Source organism: Buchnera aphidicola (Myzocallis carpini), assembly GCF_964059025.1.
GTDB lineage: Bacteria > Pseudomonadota > Gammaproteobacteria > Enterobacterales > Enterobacteriaceae > Buchnera_L > Buchnera_L aphidicola_AK.
This window is the reverse complement of sequence record NZ_OZ060376.1, coordinates 22,732-43,002: the sequence shown is the minus strand read 5'-3', so window position 1 is coordinate 43,002 and position 20,271 is coordinate 22,732. Positions and strand designations below refer to the sequence as shown.

The following is a 20,271-nucleotide window of genomic DNA, read 5'->3' as shown; positions in this document are numbered from 1 at the left end:
TATTTCTATCCAGTTATTTATTTGTACACACTAAAGTACCAATAATATCTTTAGAAAATATTTTTTTTAATTGTATAAAATTAATTAAACTCGCAATATTTACAGATTGATGTAATACCTTAGAAACCTGTATAGCAGTATTTACTTTTACTACCATTCCATGTGTAATAATCCCAGAAGAAATTAATTGGTGCGAAAGAGATTGTGTCATTACCTTAATTTCATTACCTTTACCATCTAATATACCATTAATATCAGTTAAAATAATTAATTTTGCTTTTAAAGAAATAGCTAGTAACATAGCTGCTACATCAGAATCTATACTAATTAATATATTATCTTTTGTAATACCTATGGGACTAATAACTGGAAGAATCTTACGAGAAAATAAATATCGAATTAATGAACATGAATCACTATATACAACATTTTCATAATTAATATGAGAAGAATTTAAAATAATATCATTACCATCTGTTAAACATAAACCAACAGTATTAAAATGATTTTTTTTTGCATGCAAAATAATATTTTTATTTATTGTTCCTGATAATATATCTAATTTCATCATATTACTAATCTTAGTATTGTAACATACAATATTTGAAGTACTATCTTTTGTATTCGAAAAATATGTATTATTATAATTATAATTTATCCAAGATTCTCCACCATGTATAATTAGTATATTTTGATACATAGATTGATAATAATTATACAATATTTCGAAAAACCTATGAATAATAGTATTATTATTTAATAGCATTCCTCCTAACTTAATCACTAATGTCTCTTTCATATTCAATACTCTATTTGAATTAAAAATATATTTATTATATAGATTTTATTACAAAATTTATGTTATATAATTCATTTTATATCGGATTTTTTAATATAGAACATAAAGAATAAACCATATCAAAATGATTTAGAGTATAAAAATGAAAATTATTAACACCTTCTTCACATAACTTTTTAATAATATTAACAGAAATAATTAAACCCACCATCTTATTAATGTAAGGATCATCAATTAAATTATTAAAAATATTTTCCATCCATTTTGGTATAGATACATTAGTCAATTTAATAAACCGTTTTAATTGTTTAAAATTGATAATAGGTAATATCCCTGGTATAATATCTACATAAATTCCAGCACCAAAACATTGATCTCGAAATCTTAAATATTGATTAGCATCAAAAAAAAATTGCGTAATTGCTCGGTTAGCACCAGAATCAATTTTTTTTTTTAAATACATCAAATCATGTTTTGCACTTTTAGATTCTGGATGTGCTTCAGGATATGCTGCAACTGAAATATCAAAATCAGCAACATCTTTTAACAAACTTACTAACTCGTACGCATATACTTTAGGAGATTTAGGATATGAATCTTTAACATCTCCTCTTAAAGCAACAATACTACGAATTCCAGCATTCCAATAATTTTTAGCTAAAGTTTTGATTTCAGAAATACTAGAATTTATATAAGTAATATGAGGAGCAATATTTAATTGCAAAATTTTTGGAATTTTTTTAATAGCATTATAAGTATAATCACAATGAATATTTTTTTCTGCAGTACAAGTCACAGAAATAAATTTTGGATGAAATATACTCAATTTTTCAATAGCAGTAAAAAAATTATTACTAGAAACAGTATTTTTTGGTGGAAAAAATTCAAAAGATAGATTAATATTAGCATTAATATTAAAAATATCTTGATTAATGATATCATAGTATTGATTGTCAATATTCATATATATCCTATTTTTAATAAATTTATCAGTATAATTTGCAAAAAACATAAATAAGTATTTTATGAAAATTAACAATTAGTATATAATAATAATATGTTTAATATTATCTATATGAAATATTTTATAAGAAATAAAAATTTCATGTTGCATAATTAATAATCTAACAGTAATATATATACTGTAACAAATAAATATTGCAGCCGGCTTAGCTCAGCAGGTAGAGCAACTGACTTGTAATCAGTAGGTCACCAGTTCAATTCCGGTAGCCGGCAATATTATAAAAATAGGTGGAGTTCCCGAGTGGCTAAAGGGAGCAGACTGTAAATCTGCCGTCTATCGACTTCGAAGGTTCGAATCCTTCCTCCACCATAAATCTTTTTAGCGGACATGGTATAATGGTTATTACATTAGCCTTCCAAGCTAATTATGTGGGTTCGATTCCCACTGTCCGCTCCAAAATGAGCTGATATGGCTCAGTTGGTTAGAGCGCACCCTTGGTAAGGGTGAGGTCCCCAGTTCAAATCTGGGTATCAGCATAAATTGTAAATACTATTTATGTTACAAAATTATTACAAATTACCTATAAAATTTTCAACCGTAAATATTAATAATGTAATTTAAAAATTTTAATATTTCAAAATAAAAATATGGTAGGATTTTTTATGAATATTAAAATTTATAATAAAAAAAATATTTTTTTAAAAAAAAATATTATAAAATATATTTTATTTTTTTGTATAAATATTATGATATATATCATATATAAAGAACACAAATATAATATAAAAAATTTTTCCTTAATACTACTCACAATAATAAGTATTATGTTTCTTTTACAAAAAAAAATGAAAAAAATAATTACGTCCTTAGAAGAAATACAATTAGAAACAAAAAATATTCATTGGTCTAATGTGATTGAAACAATACAAATTACAATTATAATATTTATTTCTAGTGCGATTATTTCTTTAATACTGTGGATATTAGATAGAATATCTTTCTATATAATATCATCAATTATTAATCTAAGGATTTTATAATGTATGATATTACAAAAAAAAAATGGTATATTTTACAAACATTTTCAGGATTCGAAAATCGTGTAGTAGAAAAAATACAAGAAAAAATAAAATCAAGTAATATTCAAAATTTATTTCATGATATTATCATACCTAGTGAACAAGTCATGGAAATAAAAAATGGAAAAAAAAAAAATAGCGAATATAAATTTTTTCCTGGATATATATTAATTAATATGCATATGAATGAAAATAGCTGGTATTTAGTTAGAAATGTACCAAAAGTGATAGGATTTATTGGAGGTATTACAGATAAACCAACACCAATTCAAAATTCGGAAATTGATAAAATTATCAAAAAAATCAAAAAAATTGGTAATACACCAAGACCAAAAACTATGTTCAATCCAGGAGAAAAAATACACGTAAAAAATGGTCCATTTGCTAATTTTGATGGTATTGTAGAAGAAATAGATTATGGGAAAAATCGATTACAAGTATCAGTTTCAATATTTGGAAGACCTACTCCAGTAAAATTAAATTTTAATCAAGTAGAAAAAAATTTATAATAAATATTATTCTTGTATAATAAAAAATCAACATTATGATCATGGAAAATATCATGAAAAAAAAAATACAGTCATATGTTAAATTACAAGTTTCTGCAGGAACTGCTAATCCTAGTCCCCCAATTGGTCCTGCTTTAGGGCAAAAGGGAATTAACATTATGGAGTTTTGTAAATCATTTAATAATCAGACAAAAAATTTAGAAAAAGGTATACCTATACCAGTAATTATCACTGTGTATAATGATCGATCTTTTTCTTTTATTACAAAAACACCACCAGCATCATTTTTATTAAAAAAATATGCTAATATTAAAAAAGGATCTAGTAAAACTAATATTGAATTCGTTGGAACCATTAAAAAAAGTGATATTCATATAATTGCAAAAATAAAATCAATAGATATGACAGGTTCGAATATAGAAAATATGGAAAAATCTATTCAAGGAACTGCAAAATCTATGGGTATAAAAATAGAGGGATAAATGATTAAAAAAACAAAAAAAAAAAATCTCATGAACAAAAATATTAACAAACATAAAGAATATAATATGTACGAAGCAATTGAGATACTAAAACAAAATCAAAGTAAAAATTTTATTGAAAGTGTAGATATTGCTATTAATTTAAGTATTAATCCTAAAAAATCTGAACAATCTGTACGAGGATCAACAGTGTTACCACATGGAATTGGAAGAAAAATTAAAGTTGCTGTATTTGCACAAGGAGAAAATATTCAAAAAGCAAAAAAATATGGAGCAGACTTAGCAGGAGGTAACGAAATAATTGAACATTTCAAAAATAAAAAAAACAATTTTGATATTGTTCTTGCTACTCCTGAAATAATGCCAATGATAGGAAAATTAGGACCCATATTAGGTCCAAAAGGACTTATGCCTAACCCAAAAACAGGAACCATCACTAATAATCTTAAAGAAGCGATTTTTAATGCAAAAAAAGGAAAAATAAAATACAAAAATGACAAAAATGGAATTATACATACAACTATTGGAAAAATCAATTTTTCTAATGAATATCTATATAATAACTTGAATCAATTAATTGTAGAATTAAATAAAATTAAACCAATGCATTCTAAAGGTAATTTTATCAAAAAAATTGTAATATCAACAACAATGGGAATTGGTTTAAAAATAACAAATTATAAATTACAAGAAAAATTATAATATCATTGAAAACAAATATATAATAATATAATTATAAGATATATTTTAGGAGTAAAATAATGGCATTAAATTTACAACAAAAAAAAAATATTGTTACTAAAATCAATAAAATTGCAAAATCATCAAAATCTGCAATTATTGCAAAAATTAAAAAAATTAGTGTGAATAAAATTAATAAACTACGAAAAAATAGTCGTAAAAAAAACGTTCTTATATATATAATAAAAAATACCTTATTAAAAATATCTTTACAAGATACACACCTACAATGCTTAAATAACAAAATTGCTGGATCAATCATTATTGGTTTTTCCAAAGAACATCCAGGAAGTGCAGCAAAATTATTTAATAGTTTTTCTAAAAAAAATAAAAACTTTAAAATAATTTCTGCTACATTAAATGGAAAAATACTTTCACAATCAGAAATTATTCAATTATCTAATTTACCAACATATGAAGAAGCTATTATACGTTTAATCATCACAATAAAAAACGCAACAATAGGAAAATTAATTACTGTATTACAATTAATAAAAAAAAAAATTAAAACATAAAACCTATCGATATAATTAATACTATACATAAAATAAATTTTATTGTTGCGAGGACAGTATATTATGAATATTACAAAAGAACAAATAATTAATGCAATATCAGAAATGTCTGTTATGGATGTCGTAGATCTTATTTCTACAATGGAAAAAAAATTTGGTGTATCTTCTATGATACTTCCAGAAAAAAATGTAAATCATACAAAAGAGAAGATAGAAGAAAAAACAGAATTTGATGTTATTCTAAAATCTATTGGAAAAAATAAAATTCCAGTGATTAAAGCTGTTCGTAGTGCTACTGGGTTAGGATTAAAAGAATCAAAAGATTTAGTAGAATCTGCTCCAGTAATATTAAAAGAAAAAATTAGTAAAAATGATGCAGAAACATTAAAAATTGCTTTAGAAAAAGTTGGTGCTACAATAGAAATGAAATAATATTACAATTGAAATAATAATTAATATATTTTCATAATATTTTAACTGATGATAAAAAATTCTCATCAGTTAAGTATTATTATAATAATTTTTCTTTTTTTTAAAAAACATATATTATATGATTATATATATTATATTAATAATAATATATTATTCATACAATATATTCCTCTGTCAACCCAAAAATATTATATATTTTATAATATTCAACTACATGTAAGGATTCTTATAGTGTTCTCTAAAACTGAAAAAAAGAGAATTCGTAAAGATTTTGGAAAATATCCAATCATCTTAAAGATTCCATACCTACTGGGTATTCAATTAAATTCTTTTGAAAGTTTTTTAAAAATAGACCCAAAAGGAAACAAAGGACTAGAAGCAGTTTTTAAGTCTATATTTCCTATTACCAGCTATAATAAAAGTGCAGAATTACAATATGTAACATATCGTATTGGAAATCCTACATTAAGTACTAGAGATTGCCAAATGCGAGGAGCAACATACTCTGTATCAATACGAGTTACCTTAAGATTAATAATATACGAAACAGAAGAAGAAAAACATACTATCAAAGATATTAAAGAACAAGAAGTATATATTGCTGAAATTCCAATAATGACAAATAATGGAACTTTCATAATTAATGGCACTGAAAGAGTTGTAGTTTCTCAACTACATAGAAGCCCAGGAGTATTCTTTGATAGTGATCGAGGAAAAACACATTCTTCAGGAAAAATATTATATAACGCTCGTATCATTCCATATAGAGGTTCTTGGTTAGATTTTGAATTCGATCATAAAGATCATTTATTTGCTCGTATTGATCGTCGTCGAAAAGTTCCAGTGACAATGATTTTACAGGCTTTAGGATATAATACAGAAAAAATTCTTAATCTATTTTTCAAAAAAAATAGATATCAATTTATTAATAATAAAATATATATAATTTTTAATATTCATGAATTGAAAGAAAAAGTAATATCATTTGATATTCAAAAAAATGATATCCTTTATGTTCAAAAAGGAGAACAAGTTACTAACCAACACATTCAAGAATTAAAAAAAGAAAATATTACTTGTACTGAAGTACCTATTGAACATCTTATTGGACAAACTATTTGCAAAAAATACATCGATTCAAAAACTAATCAACCAATTATATTAGCTAACACAACACTAAATATTGAAAATATAAATATTCTAAAAGAAAAAAAAATTAATACCATAGAAACAATTAATATTGATCAATCTAATCAAGGCATGTATATTTCTGAAACATTAAAAATTGATTCAATATCAGATCAAACAAGTGCTCTAATAGAAATTTACCGGATTATGCGGCCTGGAGAACCACCAACTAAAGAAACTGCAGAATATCTTTTTAAACATTTATTCTTTTCAGAAGATCGATATGATCTTTCACAAGTTGGTAGAATGAAATTTAACAAATCATTAGCTCGGATAAAAAATACAGGATCAAGTGTATTAAGTAAAAAAGATATTATTGATGTTATTAAAAAATTAATTCAAATTCGAGATGGAAAAAGTAATATTGATGATATTGACCACCTAGGAAATAGAAGAATTAGATCTATTGGAGAAATGATAGAAAATCAATTTCGAATTGGTTTAATTCGGGTTGAAAGAACTGTAAAAGAAAGATTATCACTAGGGGACTTAAATACACTAATGCCACAAGATGTTATTAATTCTAAACCAATTTCAGCAGTTGTAAAAGAATTTTTTACATCAAGTCAATTATCACAATTTATGGACCAAAATAATCCTTTATCTGAAATAACACACAAAAGAAGAATTTCTGCATTAGGATTAGGAGGATTAACGAGAGAAAGAGCAGGATTTGAAGTACGAGACGTACATCCTACACATTACGGAAGAATTTGTCCAATAGAAACGCCTGAAGGTCCAAATATTGGTTTAATAAATTCATTATCTTTATATGCTAGAATTAATGAATATGGTTTCTTAGAAACTCCATATAGAGAAGTAAAAAATGGTATCGTAAACAATAATATACACTATCTATCAGCAATAGAAGAAAGTACTTATGTTATTGCACAAGCAAATGCAAAAATTACAAAAGATGGAAATTTTATAAATGATTTAATAATTTGTAGAAATCAAGGAGAAGCAAATTTATTTCATAAAAATGACATTCATTATATGGATGTTTCTGCACAACAGATTGTTTCCGTCGGAGCATCTTTAATCCCATTTCTAGAACATGATGATGCTAATCGTGCTCTCATGGGTGCAAATATGCAAAGACAAGCTATTCCAAATCTCAAACCTGAAAAACCATTAGTTGGTACTGGAATAGAAAGAGCAGTAGCAATAGATTCTGGAGTCACAATGGTAGCTGAAAGAGGTGGAATAATTCAATACGTTGATTCCGCTAGAATTATCATTGCAATAGACAAAAACGAAACTCCACCAGAAGAATCTGAAATTGATATTTATCATTTAACTAAATATACAAGATCTAACCAAAATACTTGTATCAATCAAACACCTTGTATAACCATCGGAGAAAGAGTACAAAAAAACGATATTTTAGCAGATGGTTCTGCAACAGATCTAGGAGAACTCGCATTAGGTCAAAACATCAGAGTTGCCTTTATGCCTTGGAACGGGTATAATTTTGAAGATTCAATATTAATATCCGAAAATCTAATACATAAAGATAAATTTACTACAATTCATATACAAGAATTATCTTGTATAGCTAGAGATACAAAATTAGGACCTGAAGAAATTAGTACAGATATCCCAGGAATTAGTGCATCATCTTTATCAAAATTAGATGAATCTGGTATTGTATATATCGGAGCAGAAGTAACTGGGGGGGATATTTTAGTTGGTAAAGTCACACCAAAAAGAGAAACACAATTAGCTCCAGAAGAAAAATTATTACGAGCAATTTTTGGTGAAAAAGCTTCTGATGTAAAAGATTCTTCTTTGAGAGTACCAAGCGAAATATCAGGAACAGTAATTGATGTACAAGTATTCACAAGAGAAGGGATTGAAAAAGATAAAAGAACATTAGAAATTGAAAAAATACAAATTAAAAAAATTCAAAAAAAACTTGAAAAAGAATTTAAAATATTTCAATTTCATTTATTTAAAAGAATGGAAAGTATTTTAATAAAATCAGGAATATCCATTGAATATTTACAAACAATCAACAAAGAAAAATGGCATAAAATTAATATCAAACAAAAAGATCGATCTAAAAGAGTAAAAAACATATTTAAAAAATATAAAATGTTAAAAAAAGAATTCCAAATAAATATAGATTTTAAAAAGAAAAAATTTTTAAAAAGGGATGATTTAGCTCCAGGAGTACTAAAAACTGTGAAAATATTTTTAGCAGTGAAAAAAAAAATACAAACTGGAGATAAAATGGCTGGTAGACATGGTAATAAAGGAGTAATATCAAGAATTAATCCAGTAGAAGATATGCCGTATGATAAATATGGAATTCCTGTAGATATCGTATTAAATCCATTAGGAGTACCATCCAGGATGAATATCGGACAAATACTAGAAACACACCTAGGAATGGCAGCGAAAGGCATTGGTAATAAAATTAATACAATGTTAAAACAACAAAAAGAAATTCACCACATACGTTCTTTTATACAAAAAGCATTTAATCTTGGTAGTAAAATAAGACAAAAAATTGATTTTAATACCTTCACTGATCAAGAGATATTAATATTAGCAGAAAATTATAAAAATGGGCTCCCAATTTCAACACCAGTATTTGATGGAGCAACAGAAGAGGAAATAAAAAACCTCTTGCAATTAGGTGATTTACCAAAATCAGGAAAAATTGATTTATTTGATGGAAGAACAGGAGAAAAATTTGAAAGACCTATTACAGTAGGATATATGTATATGTTAAAACTAAACCACTTAGTTGACGATAAAATGCATGCAAGATCTACTGGTTCTTACAGTTTAATTACTCAACAACCACTAGGAGGAAAAGCACAATTTGGAGGACAAAGATTTGGAGAAATGGAAGTATGGGCACTAGAAGCCTATGGTGCTTCTTATACACTACAAGAAATGTTAACTGTAAAATCAGATGATGTACATGGAAGAAGTAATGTATACAAAAATATTGTAAAAGGAAATTACGAAATGAATCCTGGAATGCCAGAATCATTTAACGTACTATTAAGAGAAATTCGATCCTTAGGAATTAATATTGAACTTAATGATGAATAATATAATTACGATTATTATATATAAATAATATTCAAATTAATATAATTATTTTTTCTTTGAATAAAATGGAGTTTTCAGGTGAAAAATTTAATAAAATTTTTAAAAAAAAATAATTCAGTTGAAGAATTTAATTCTATTAAAATTGAACTCGCATCTCCAGAGACTATTCGTTCTTGGTCATTTGGAGAGGTTAAAAAACCAGAAACAATTAATTATCGAACTTTTAAACCCGAAAGAGATGGATTATTCTGCTCTAGAATTTTTGGTCCAATAAAAGATTATGAATGCTTATGTGGAAAATATAAAAGACTAAAACACAGAGGAGTAATTTGCGAAAAATGTGGTGTTGAAGTCACACAAAGTAAAGTACGAAGGGAAAGAATGGGGCACATAGAATTAGCAACGCCTATCGCTCACATTTGGTTTTTAAAATCTTTACCATCTAAAATCAGTATATTATTAGATCTACCTCTTCGAGATATAGAAAAGATACTATATTTCGAATCTTATATTGTAATAGAAACAGGAATGACAAACTTAGAAAAAAAACAAATATTAACCGAAGAACAATATTTACATGCACTAGAAGAATTTGGAGATGAGTTTGAAGCAAAAATAGGAGCTGAGGCAATCCAAGAATTATTAAGAGATATAGATTTATCCGAAGAATACGAAAGATTACACAGTCAACTAAAAGAACTTACTTCTGAAACAAAAAAAATAAAAATTATTAAAAGAATTAAAATTATAGAATCCTTTATTATTTCTGAAAATAAACCAGAATGGATGATTTTAACTGTTTTACCCATTTTACCTCCAGACTTAAGACCACTAGTACCATTAGATGGTGGTAGATTTGCAACATCAGATTTAAACGATTTATACCGAAGAGTAATTAATAGAAATAATAGATTAAAAAGATTATTAAATTTATTTGCACCAGATATCATAGTTCGTAATGAAAAAAGGATGTTACAAGAAGCTATAGATGCATTATTAGATAATGGACGTCGAGGAAAAGCAATTTTAGGATCTAATAAAAGACCACTAAAATCCTTAGCAGATATGATTAAAGGGAAACAAGGTAGATTCAGACAAAATTTACTTGGGAAAAGAGTAGATTACTCTGGTCGTTCTGTAATTACAGTAGGACCATACTTAAAATTAAATCAATGTGGATTACCCAAAAAAATGGCATTAGAATTATTTAAACCGTTTATATATGGAAAACTAGAAAATAAAGGTTTTGCAACTACCATTAAAGCTGCTAAAAGAATGGTAGAAGCAGAAGAACCAATTATATGGGACATGTTAGAAGAAATTACAAACAACCATCCGATTTTACTAAATCGTGCTCCAACACTACATAGACTAGGAATACAAGCATTTAACCCAATCTTAATAGAAGAAAAATCAATTCAATTACACCCATTAGTATGTGCTGCATATAATGCAGATTTTGATGGTGATCAAATGGCAGTACATATTCCTTTAACTAAAGAAGCACAATTAGAAGCAAAAGAATTAATGATGTCCACCAATAATATTCTTTCTCCTGCTAATGGAGAACCAATTATTGTACCCTCTCAAGATGTTGTATTAGGATTATACTATATGACACGAAAAAAAAAGGGGGGGAAAGGAGAAGGTAAATTCTTTAAAAATACTTTTGAAGTAGAAAAAATATACCAAATGGGAATCATTGGATTACACTCTTTAATACATGTCAAAATAACAGAATATGTGAAAATTAAAAACAATCAATTTCAAAAAAATATACATGTGATTAAAACTAGTGTTGGTAGAGCAATTTTATGGAATATAATTCCAAAAGGACTACCGTTTAGTTTAATTGATAAAACATTAAATAAACAATCTATTACAAAGATATTAAATGAATGTATACAAGTATTAGATTTAAAAGAAACAGTATTATTAGCTGACAAAATTATGTATACTGGATTTAAATATTCTACATTATCTGGAATATCAGTAGGAATAGAAGATATGATCATACCAAAAGAAAAAAATACAATTATTTCACAGGCAGAAAAAGAAGTAGTAGAAATACAAGAACAATTTCAATTGGGGATTATGACCACAGAAGAAAGATATAATAAAATCATTGATATTTGGTCCACATCAAATGAAACAGTATCACAAGCTATGATGAATACTTTATCTACTGAAGAATATTGTGATAAAAATGGAAAATTACAAAAAAATAAATCATTTAATAATATTTTTATGATGGCAGATTCTGGAGCAAGAGGTTCTACAGCACAAATCAGACAATTAGCAGGAATGCGTGGTTTAATGGCGAAACCAGATGGATCAATCATTGAAACACCAATTACAGCAAATTTTAGAGAGGGTTTGAATATACTACAATATTTTATTTCTACACATGGTGCAAGAAAAGGATTAGCAGATACTGCTTTAAAAACAGCAAATTCAGGTTATTTAACACGTAGATTAGTAGATATTGCACAAGATTTAGTAGTAACAGAACATAATTGTGGAACAACCAATGGTATTATTATGCAAGCTATTATTGAAGGAAGCGAAATTAAAGAACCAATTCGAGAAAGAGTATTAGGAAGAGTAACTGCAATAGATATTATCTCTCCTACTAGCCAAGAAATACTAATTCCTAAAAATACACTACTCGAAGAACAACAATGTCGTATCTTAGAAGAAAATTCTATTGATTGTATAACAGTAAGATCTGTTGTACATTGTGAAACAAATTTTGGAATTTGTGCATATTGCTACGGTAGAGATTTAGCACGAGGGAAATTAGTTAAAAAAGGTGAAGCCATTGGTGTAATAGCTGCTCAATCTATTGGAGAACCAGGAACCCAATTAACTATGAGAACCTTTCATATCGGAGGCGCTGCTTCTAGGTCAGTATCAGAATCTAGTATTGAGATTAAAAATTCAGGTATTATTCATATCAACAATTTAAAATCTGTTGTAAATTCTGAAGCAAAAAACATTATTACTTCTAAAAAAGTTGAATTAAAAATTATAGATAATTTTGGAAAAACTAAAGAAAGTTATAAAATACCATATGGTGCCGCTTTAGAAAAAAAACATGGAGATCATGTTCATATTGGAGATGTATTAGCAACATGGGATCCACACACAATTCCCATTATTACAGAAGTAGATGGATATATTCAATTTATAGATATGATTGAAGGACAAAGTATTGTAAATCAACACGACGAAATTACTGGTTTATCATCAATTATTGTATTGGAAATGTCAGAACGTAGTACAACAGGAAAAATTTTACGACCAACATTAAAAATTATTCAAAAAAATGGAGATGATGTATTAATACCCAATACAGATATACCCGCACAATATTTTATTCCTGGAAAAGCAATTATACAATTAAAAAATGGTACTAAAGTACAATCAGGAGATATATTAGCTAAAATCCCTCAAGAAACAGGAAGAACAAAAGATATTACTGGAGGATTACCTCGTGTTGCAGATTTATTCGAAGCAAGATATGGCAAAGAATTAGCAATTCTAGCAGAGACTAGTGGAATTGTATCATTTGGAAAAGAAACTAAAGGAAAAATTAGATTAATTATTACACCAAAAGATCATGGTGATGTATACGAAGATATGATTCCTAAATGGAGACAATTAAATATTTTTGAAGGAGAATTTGTAGAAAAAGGTGATGTTCTTTCTGATGGAATAGAATCTCCACATGATATTTTAAGATTACGAGGAGTAGAAGCAGTCACTAAATATATTCTTAATGAAGTACAAGAAGTATATAGATTACAAGGTGTTAAAATTAATGATAAACATATCGAAGTTATTATTAAACAAATGCTCAGAAAAGTAACTATTATTGAACCTGGTAACTCTAATCTTTTACAAGGTGAACAAGTAGAATACTCCCGTATAAGTAGACAAAATAAAAAATTAAAATATCTAAAACAAAAACAAGCAACGTTTTCCCGAAACTTATTAGGAATTACAAAAGCATCACTAGCAACAGAATCTTTTATCTCTGCAGCATCATTTCAAGAAACTACAAGAGTATTAACTGAAGCATCAGTTTCTGGTAAAAGAGATGAATTAAGAGGATTAAAAGAAAATGTTATTGTTGGAAGATTAATTCCCGCAGGAACAGGATATATTTATCATCTACATAGATTAAAGAAATATAAAGAGAAAATAAAAAAATCTAATCAACAAAAACAAAATCAAAAAGATAATATTATTACTGTTAAAAAAAATTATAAATAACAATATTTATGATAGTTATTAATATAATAACTATCATGATTATCATAATAAAATGGTTTATATTAATATTCTTCTTAATAAAATTTATAAATAATTTTATTAATATAAAATATTTTTAACATAACAACATATGATAATTACATTTTCCCAGGATATATTTTTTTTTTATTCATCTTATCGATATAAGACATTCCAAAAGCAGATAACACAAACGTTAAATGAATAATCACACACCACATAATTTTATCATCTAAAACTTTTTCAGCTTCCATAAATAATCTTAATAAATGTACGGAAGAAATTGCAACTATTGAAGACGCCACTTTATTTTTAATAGAGTTAACATCCATAGTTCCCATCCATCCTAATCTTTTTTTATTATCTTCAATATCCATTTTAGAAATGAAATTTTCATATCCTGAAAACATGACCATTACTAATAATCCACCCACTAATGCAATATCAATTAATGATAATACAATTAATACTAAACCTGATTCAGACATAATCAAAATTTCAGGAACAACGGAAATAATCTGTTGAAAAAATTTTAATGTCAATAGTATAAAACCAAATGATAATCCAAGGTATACAGGAAACATTAACCATCTTGAAGCATATATCGTCTTTTCAATCTTGTCTTCCATGAGTACACCTCTTACAAATATCTCAAAACATAATTAAAAATATATGCTGCATATATAATATATATTATATAATTAATCATATATAAATATTTAAATATAATATTTTCTTGAAAAATATTTCATTTACATACATTGATCCATGATTATGTATACCAGGAATCGTGATATGGAAGTTCATAAAAAAATTCAAAATGCATTAATTAGTGTATTTAATAAAAATAAAATTCTGATATTAGCAAAAGAATTAATAAAAAATAATATTACAATTTTTGCTACTAACAAAACTGAAAATCTTTTAAAAAAAAATAATATTCCTGTAAAAAATATTTTTAATATTACCAAAAAACCAGAAATACTACATGGAAAAATAAAAACTATACACCCAGAAATATTTTCAGGGATTTTAGGAAATAAAAAAGATAATACGAACGATTTTAAAAAAAAAAGTATTACTTTTTTTGATTTAGTAATTGTAAATTTCTATTTATTTGATGAGCAACAACATCACCAAAATATAGAATGTATTGATATTGGCGGACCTTCTCTTGCTAGAGCATCTGCAAAAAATTATGAAAATGTTACTATTGTAACTGATATTACAGACTATGATAATGTTATAAAAGAAATCAATACTTACGGAAGTACTACAATCTCTACTAGAATACAATTAGCAAAAAAAGCATTTCAATACACCCACCAATATGATTATTCAATCATGCAGTATTTTAATAAAAAATTAAATATTAATCAAAAAAAAAATGATATTTTTCCGAAAGAAATACATATCAAATATACAAAACAGGAAAATTTAAAATACGGAGAAAATCCTCATCAAAAAGCAGCACTATATATCAAAACAAATAAAAAGAAAATAGGTTCTATAGATTCTTTCAAACAAATCAATGGAAATAAATTATCATATAACAATATTTACGATGCTCATATAGCATATGAATGTGTTAATCAATTTGAAAAACCAACATGTATTATTGTAAAACATGGAAATCCCTGTGGTGCTTCTAGTAATCAAGATCTTGCCATAGCATACTTAAATGCTTATAGTAGTAATCCTATTTCAGCATTTGGAGGAATCATTAGTTTTAATAAAATTATTAATACAAAAATTATTTTAATAATTATTAAAAGACAATTTGTAGAAATAATTATTGGACCTGAAATTACTCAAAAAGCAAAAAATATTTTGAAACTATATCCAAAAATTAAAGTACTAATATGTGGATATCCTAATAACAACAATCATAAAAACATCGAATTTAAAACTATTGGAAATAGCTTATTAGTACAAAAAAACTATGAAAATCTAAATAATGCAAACAATTGGAATATTGTAAGTAATAAAAAACCAAGCCCTGCAGAAATAAAATATGCTATTTTTGCTTGGAAAATTACAAAATTTATTAAATCTAATGCTATTCTATATAGTGATAAATATTATACTATTGGAATTGGTTCTGGACAAACTAATCGATTAGAATCAGTAAAAATTGCAAATAAACAATACAACAGAAATAAAAATATTTTTAAATTACATAATAGAAAAATTATCATGACTTCCGACGCGTTTTTTCCTTTTCGGGATAGTATAGATACATGTATACATAAAAATATATCCTGTATTGTACAACCTGGAGGATCAATAAGAGATCAAGAAGTTATAAGAGCAGCCAATGAATACAATATCTCGATGATATTTACCAATCAAAGAATTTTTACACACTAAATTATCAATAACCACAACAAAAGGGAAAATTTACCCTTTTGTTAACAGCCATTTTACGTATTTAAAATTTTATTACGAATATTTTTTGTTGCAATAACCATATTCCTTAGAGATAACAAGGTTTCTTTCCAACTTCTTGTTTTTAAACCACAATCAGGATTTACCCATAAACGTTCTACAGGAATATATTGCATAGCAATATTTAATAAATGTTCAATTTCTGAAACAGTTGGAATATTTGGGGAGTGAATATCATAAACTCCAGGTCCAATTTCATTAGGATATTGAAATTTTTTAAAAAATTCTAATAATTCCATATCAGAACGAGCAGTTTCAATTGTTATAACATCTGCATCTAATTGTACAATAGAATCCATAATATCTTGAAATTCACAATAACACATATGTGTATGAATTTGGGTACTATCTTGTACTTTTGAACAGGATAATCTAAAAGATCTTGTTGCCCAAGATAAATAATACTTCCAATCTGATTTACGTAGTGGTAATCCTTCTCTTAAGGCAGGTTCATCAATTTGGATAATATTAATTCCAGATTTTTCTAATTCTAATACTTCTTCAGATAATGCTAATGCAATTTGATCTGATATTGTATTTTTCGGTAAATCTTCCCTTAAAAACGACCATAATAAAATAGTAACTGGTCCAGTTAACATAGCTTTCACGGGTTTTTTAGTTAAAGATTGTGAATATTTTAACCAATCAATTGTCATTGCCTTTGGTCTAGATACATCACCAATAATTATTGGTGGTTTTACACAACGAGATCCATAACTTTGTACCCATCCATATTGTGTAAAAATAAATCCGTTTAAATTTTCTCCAAAATATTCTACCATATCATTTCTTTCAGCTTCACCATGTACTAAAACATCTAAACCTAATTCTTCTTGTTGTAAAATAACATGTTGGATATGTTTTTTAATCTCATCACTATAGGTTTGAAAATCAATTTTATTATTTTTATAATTGAGACGTAAATTCCTAATTTCTATTGTTTGAGGAAAGGAACCAATGGTAGTTGTTGGTAAAATTGGTAAATTAAATTTATTTTTTTGAAGTTTCGAACGTACATTATATGGTGTACTTCTTATAGCATTATATTCATTCATTTCATACATTTTTTTTTGTACAGATTTATTATGAACATGATGAGAATATGCATGTGTATATAATAAATTACTCCAAGAATGTAATATACTTGAATTGTTATTCTTTAATGCTATAGTTAATAAATTCAATTCATAACATTTTTGTACTGCAAATGCAAACCAGTTCTTAATTTCTAATTCTATGTTATTTTCGAGATCTAAATCTACTGGACAATGTATTAAAGAACACGAAGTAGATACCCATAAATTTTTATGAAATTTTACAATTGATTGAATAATATTAAACCAATATTTTAAATCTGTTTTCCAGATATTTCTACCATTAATAATACCTAAAGATAATACCCAATGATTAGGTACCTTTTTACTGATATCAGATAAATTATATTTTCCATCAATAACGTCGATATGTAAACCATGAATTGGTAATTCAACAATCGTTTCTAGATTATGATTAATATTATCAAAATAAGTAGTTAATAATACTTTATTATTCTGAGATAATAGTTCATAAGTTTTTTGAAACTCCTGTAACCATGCATCAGGTAATTCTAATGATAAAATTGGTTCATCAATTTGTACCCATTCAACACCTTTTTTCTTTATTTTTAATAGAATCTCTTGATATACCGGTAAAATATTTTTTAATAAATCTAATCGACTAAATTTTTTACCCTTAACTTTTCCTAACCATAAATATGTCATAGGTCCTATAAGAATTGGTTTAATTTTATACCCTTTCTCTAAAGCTTCATCAATTTCTTCAAATAACTGTAACCAAGATAAACTAAATTTCTGATCTTGAGTAAATTCTGGAACAATATAATGATAATTTGTATCAAACCATTTTGTCATCTCAGAAGCTAAAACAGGATTTCTATTTGGCGCAATACCTCGAGCAATGTAAAATAACGTATCTAAATTTATTGAACCATCAGAATTTTTGTGCCTATCTGGAATATTTCCTAATAACATACTCATAGATAACACATGATCATACCAAGCAAAATCACCTACAGGTAATAAATTAATACCTAATGTTTTTTGTTTTTTCCAATTATTTAATCGTATTTGAGAACCGATTCTTAGTAACTCATTTTGTGAAATCATTCCGGACCAATAATCTTCTTGAGCTTTTTTTAATTCTCGATGCAAACCTATTCTGGGAAAACCAAGAATATGGTTAATAATATCCATAAATATATCCTAAAATTTTAAAAAAACTGTATTTTTACCAAGTAACTATTTATCATAAAAAAAATAAGTATTATAATATATGTTTTTTCATTAAATATATTTTATAATAATAATAAAATACTTTATTATATTCAATAATTATTATAAAATATAATATACTATACAATCATATATTAAACTTATTATAATATTTTAAATAATTGTAATCAATATCCATGTAAATAATTCAATATAATTTTCAAACCAATTCATTTAAAATATCAAAAATAATATTTTCAAAAAATTTAAAAATAGAAAATATTTTATACAATGTACTTGTATCATATATGTAATGTAGGTTATACAATAATATTTCATTAATACTATTGAGCCATGTGCAATAATATATCAATTATATACTTTAAAAATTTTTATGAAGAATATAATAGTTCTACAACGAATACATAATATATCTATATATTGTAAAATATCATTTTGTTAATCCATCATACATAATATTATTATATAAAACTACTAGGAATCATCCAGTACTATAAATACAAAGTATTCAATGTTGTATAGAATATTTCAATTTTTGAATAGCATATTTTTCTAATTGACGAACTCTTTCTGCAGAAATACCATAATTTTTCGCAATTTCTTGTAATGTAATTTTATTTTGATGATTAAACCATCTAGCATAAATAATATAGCGACTTCTTGCATCTAAATTTAACATAGCATAATTTAATTTGTTCATGTGATATTTTCCCCAATCTTCTTTTTCATATTTCTTAGCAAAATTAGACTTATAATCTTTTAAATATGGAATCATCTTCTTACTATTATTAAAATCATTTTGTTGATTTGTAATCACTGGATATAAAGTAACATCTTTAGTTAATAATCTTGTTTCCATTTCTTGTACATCGTTTTTTTTCACCCCTAATTTTTTTGCAACTGTTTTTAATTCACAATCACTTAACCATCCTAATGTTTTTTTTGTTTTTCGTAAATTAAAAAACAACTTTCTTTGTGACTTTGTAGTTGCAACTTTTACAATTCTCCAATTTTTCAATATATATTCATGCATTTCAGATTTTATCCAATATATAGCAAAAGATATAATGCGAACATTAATATTTGGATTAAACCTACGAACTGCTTTCATAAGTCCAATATTTCCTTCTTGAATAAGATCAGCTTGGGGTAACCCATAACCTAAATAATTACGAGAAATATGTACTACAAATCTCAAATTAGATAAAACAATCGTTCTAGCTGCTATAATATCAGAATTATAATATACTTGTTCAGATAATAATCGTTCTTCATGAACAGATAGTATCTTCCACGAAAATATATTTTGAATATAAGAACGCAAATCTTTTAAAGAAAGTACTTTGAGAAATTGTATCTTATAAACCATGTAGTTTCCTATTGAAACAAAACATTTCGTGTACTTTAATCAATTTTTATTATCTTATTAATAATAATGAATATCGAAAATTTATGAAA

14 protein-coding genes and 4 tRNA genes are annotated in these 20,271 nt (G+C 25.8%); 13 read left to right on the top strand and 5 right to left on the bottom strand.

Annotated elements, in window-relative coordinates; translation table 11 throughout:
* Positions 1-13 precede the first annotated feature (13 nt).
* A complete protein-coding gene (locus tag AB4W53_RS00200; protein ID WP_367671910.1) occupies positions 14-799 on the bottom strand; it encodes an acetylglutamate kinase in 786 nt (261 codons plus the stop codon).
* Between the two features lie 76 nt (positions 800-875).
* Positions 876-1,763: a methylenetetrahydrofolate reductase gene (gene metF, locus AB4W53_RS00195; RefSeq protein WP_367671909.1), complete on the bottom strand. Its 888-nt coding sequence runs from the start codon at positions 1,761-1,763 to the stop codon at positions 876-878.
* A 199-nt stretch (positions 1,764-1,962) separates the two neighbouring features.
* Here metF and AB4W53_RS00190 point away from each other — a divergent pair.
* The 12 genes from AB4W53_RS00190 to rpoC all read left to right on the top strand — a co-directional run bounded on the left by AB4W53_RS00190 (position 1,963) and on the right by rpoC (position 14,056).
* Positions 1,963-2,035 (top strand) — tRNA-Thr (locus AB4W53_RS00190).
* A gap of 14 nt (positions 2,036-2,049) precedes the next feature.
* Positions 2,050-2,132, top strand: a tRNA-Tyr gene (locus AB4W53_RS00185).
* 12 nt (positions 2,133-2,144) lie between these two features.
* Positions 2,145-2,219: transfer RNA gene (locus AB4W53_RS00180), tRNA-Gly, on the top strand.
* Between the two features lie 6 nt (positions 2,220-2,225).
* Positions 2,226-2,299: transfer RNA gene (locus tag AB4W53_RS00175), tRNA-Thr, on the top strand.
* 126 nt (positions 2,300-2,425) lie between these two features.
* Positions 2,426-2,803: a preprotein translocase subunit SecE gene (locus AB4W53_RS00170; RefSeq protein WP_367671907.1), complete on the top strand. Its 378-nt coding sequence runs from the start codon at positions 2,426-2,428 to the stop codon at positions 2,801-2,803.
* Positions 2,803-3,351: a transcription termination/antitermination protein NusG gene (gene nusG / locus AB4W53_RS00165; protein ID WP_367671905.1), complete on the top strand. Its 549-nt coding sequence runs from the start codon at positions 2,803-2,805 to the stop codon at positions 3,349-3,351. The genes AB4W53_RS00170 and nusG overlap by 1 nt, the downstream gene beginning before the upstream one ends.
* A 53-nt stretch (positions 3,352-3,404) precedes the next feature.
* Positions 3,405-3,833, top strand: a complete 429-nt coding sequence (gene rplK / locus AB4W53_RS00160; RefSeq protein WP_367671904.1) for a 50S ribosomal protein L11 — start codon at positions 3,405-3,407, stop codon at positions 3,831-3,833.
* Positions 3,834-4,535 (top strand): 50S ribosomal protein L1, encoded by a 702-nt coding sequence (gene rplA / locus AB4W53_RS00155; protein WP_367671903.1) that lies wholly within the window; start codon positions 3,834-3,836, stop codon positions 4,533-4,535. It abuts the gene before it with no gap.
* Positions 4,536-4,594: 59 nt separating this feature from the next.
* Positions 4,595-5,089 carry a 50S ribosomal protein L10 gene (rplJ, locus tag AB4W53_RS00150; protein ID WP_367671901.1) on the top strand — a complete coding sequence of 165 codons (495 nt, stop codon included), beginning with the start codon at positions 4,595-4,597 and terminating at the stop codon, positions 5,087-5,089.
* A 63-nt stretch (positions 5,090-5,152) separates the two neighbouring features.
* Positions 5,153-5,521, top strand: coding sequence for a 50S ribosomal protein L7/L12 (rplL, locus tag AB4W53_RS00145; RefSeq protein WP_367671900.1), 369 nt, complete (start codon positions 5,153-5,155; stop codon positions 5,519-5,521).
* Between the two features lie 228 nt (positions 5,522-5,749).
* A complete protein-coding gene (gene rpoB, locus AB4W53_RS00140) occupies positions 5,750-9,778 on the top strand; it encodes a DNA-directed RNA polymerase subunit beta (RefSeq protein WP_367672110.1) in 4,029 nt (1,342 codons plus the stop codon).
* 78 nt (positions 9,779-9,856) lie between these two features.
* Complete coding sequence (rpoC, locus tag AB4W53_RS00135; protein ID WP_367671899.1) at positions 9,857-14,056, top strand: DNA-directed RNA polymerase subunit beta'; 4,200 nt, start codon at positions 9,857-9,859, stop codon at positions 14,054-14,056.
* 137 nt (positions 14,057-14,193) lie between these two features.
* Here the strand turns inward: rpoC and AB4W53_RS00130 are convergent, their stop codons facing one another.
* Entirely contained in the window at positions 14,194-14,703 is a 510-nt protein-coding gene (locus tag AB4W53_RS00130) for a TIGR00645 family protein (RefSeq protein WP_367671897.1), read from the bottom strand.
* Between the two features lie 166 nt (positions 14,704-14,869).
* Between AB4W53_RS00130 and purH the strand changes: the two genes are divergently transcribed.
* Complete coding sequence (gene purH / locus AB4W53_RS00125; protein WP_367671896.1) at positions 14,870-16,444, top strand: bifunctional phosphoribosylaminoimidazolecarboxamide formyltransferase/IMP cyclohydrolase; 1,575 nt, start codon at positions 14,870-14,872, stop codon at positions 16,442-16,444.
* Between the two features lie 53 nt (positions 16,445-16,497).
* Here purH and metE read toward each other — a convergent pair whose 3' ends face one another.
* Both metE and rpoH read right to left on the bottom strand, forming a co-directional pair.
* Positions 16,498-18,774 (bottom strand): 5-methyltetrahydropteroyltriglutamate--homocysteine S-methyltransferase, encoded by a 2,277-nt coding sequence (gene metE, locus AB4W53_RS00120; RefSeq protein ID WP_367671894.1) that lies wholly within the window; start codon positions 18,772-18,774, stop codon positions 16,498-16,500.
* 547 nt (positions 18,775-19,321) lie between these two features.
* The gene (rpoH, locus tag AB4W53_RS00115) at positions 19,322-20,182 is read right to left on the bottom strand and encodes an RNA polymerase sigma factor RpoH (RefSeq protein WP_367671892.1); all 861 of its coding nucleotides are present in this window, start codon (positions 20,180-20,182) and stop codon (positions 19,322-19,324) included.
* Positions 20,183-20,271 lie beyond the last annotated feature (89 nt).

Excerpts from the sequence above, each read along its gene's own strand:
- rplJ (WP_367671901.1), top strand. The coding sequence starts at position 4,595 with ATGGCATTAAATTTACAACAAAAAAAAAATATTGTTACTAAAATCAAT.
- AB4W53_RS00170 (WP_367671907.1), top strand. The coding sequence starts at position 2,426 with ATGAATATTAAAATTTATAATAAAAAAAATATTTTTTTAAAAAAAAAT.
- metF (WP_367671909.1), bottom strand. The coding sequence starts at position 1,763 with ATGAATATTGACAATCAATACTATGATATCATTAATCAAGATATTTTT.
- rplK (WP_367671904.1), top strand. The coding sequence starts at position 3,405 with ATGAAAAAAAAAATACAGTCATATGTTAAATTACAAGTTTCTGCAGGA.
- nusG (WP_367671905.1), top strand. The coding sequence starts at position 2,803 with ATGTATGATATTACAAAAAAAAAATGGTATATTTTACAAACATTTTCA.
- purH (WP_367671896.1), top strand. The coding sequence starts at position 14,870 with ATGGAAGTTCATAAAAAAATTCAAAATGCATTAATTAGTGTATTTAAT.
- rplA (WP_367671903.1), top strand. The coding sequence starts at position 3,834 with ATGATTAAAAAAACAAAAAAAAAAAATCTCATGAACAAAAATATTAAC.
- rplL (WP_367671900.1), top strand. The coding sequence starts at position 5,153 with ATGAATATTACAAAAGAACAAATAATTAATGCAATATCAGAAATGTCT.
- metE (WP_367671894.1), bottom strand. The coding sequence starts at position 18,774 with ATGGATATTATTAACCATATTCTTGGTTTTCCCAGAATAGGTTTGCAT.
- AB4W53_RS00130 (WP_367671897.1), bottom strand. The coding sequence starts at position 14,703 with ATGGAAGACAAGATTGAAAAGACGATATATGCTTCAAGATGGTTAATG.
- AB4W53_RS00200 (WP_367671910.1), bottom strand. The coding sequence starts at position 799 with ATGAAAGAGACATTAGTGATTAAGTTAGGAGGAATGCTATTAAATAAT.
- rpoH (WP_367671892.1), bottom strand. The coding sequence starts at position 20,182 with ATGGTTTATAAGATACAATTTCTCAAAGTACTTTCTTTAAAAGATTTG.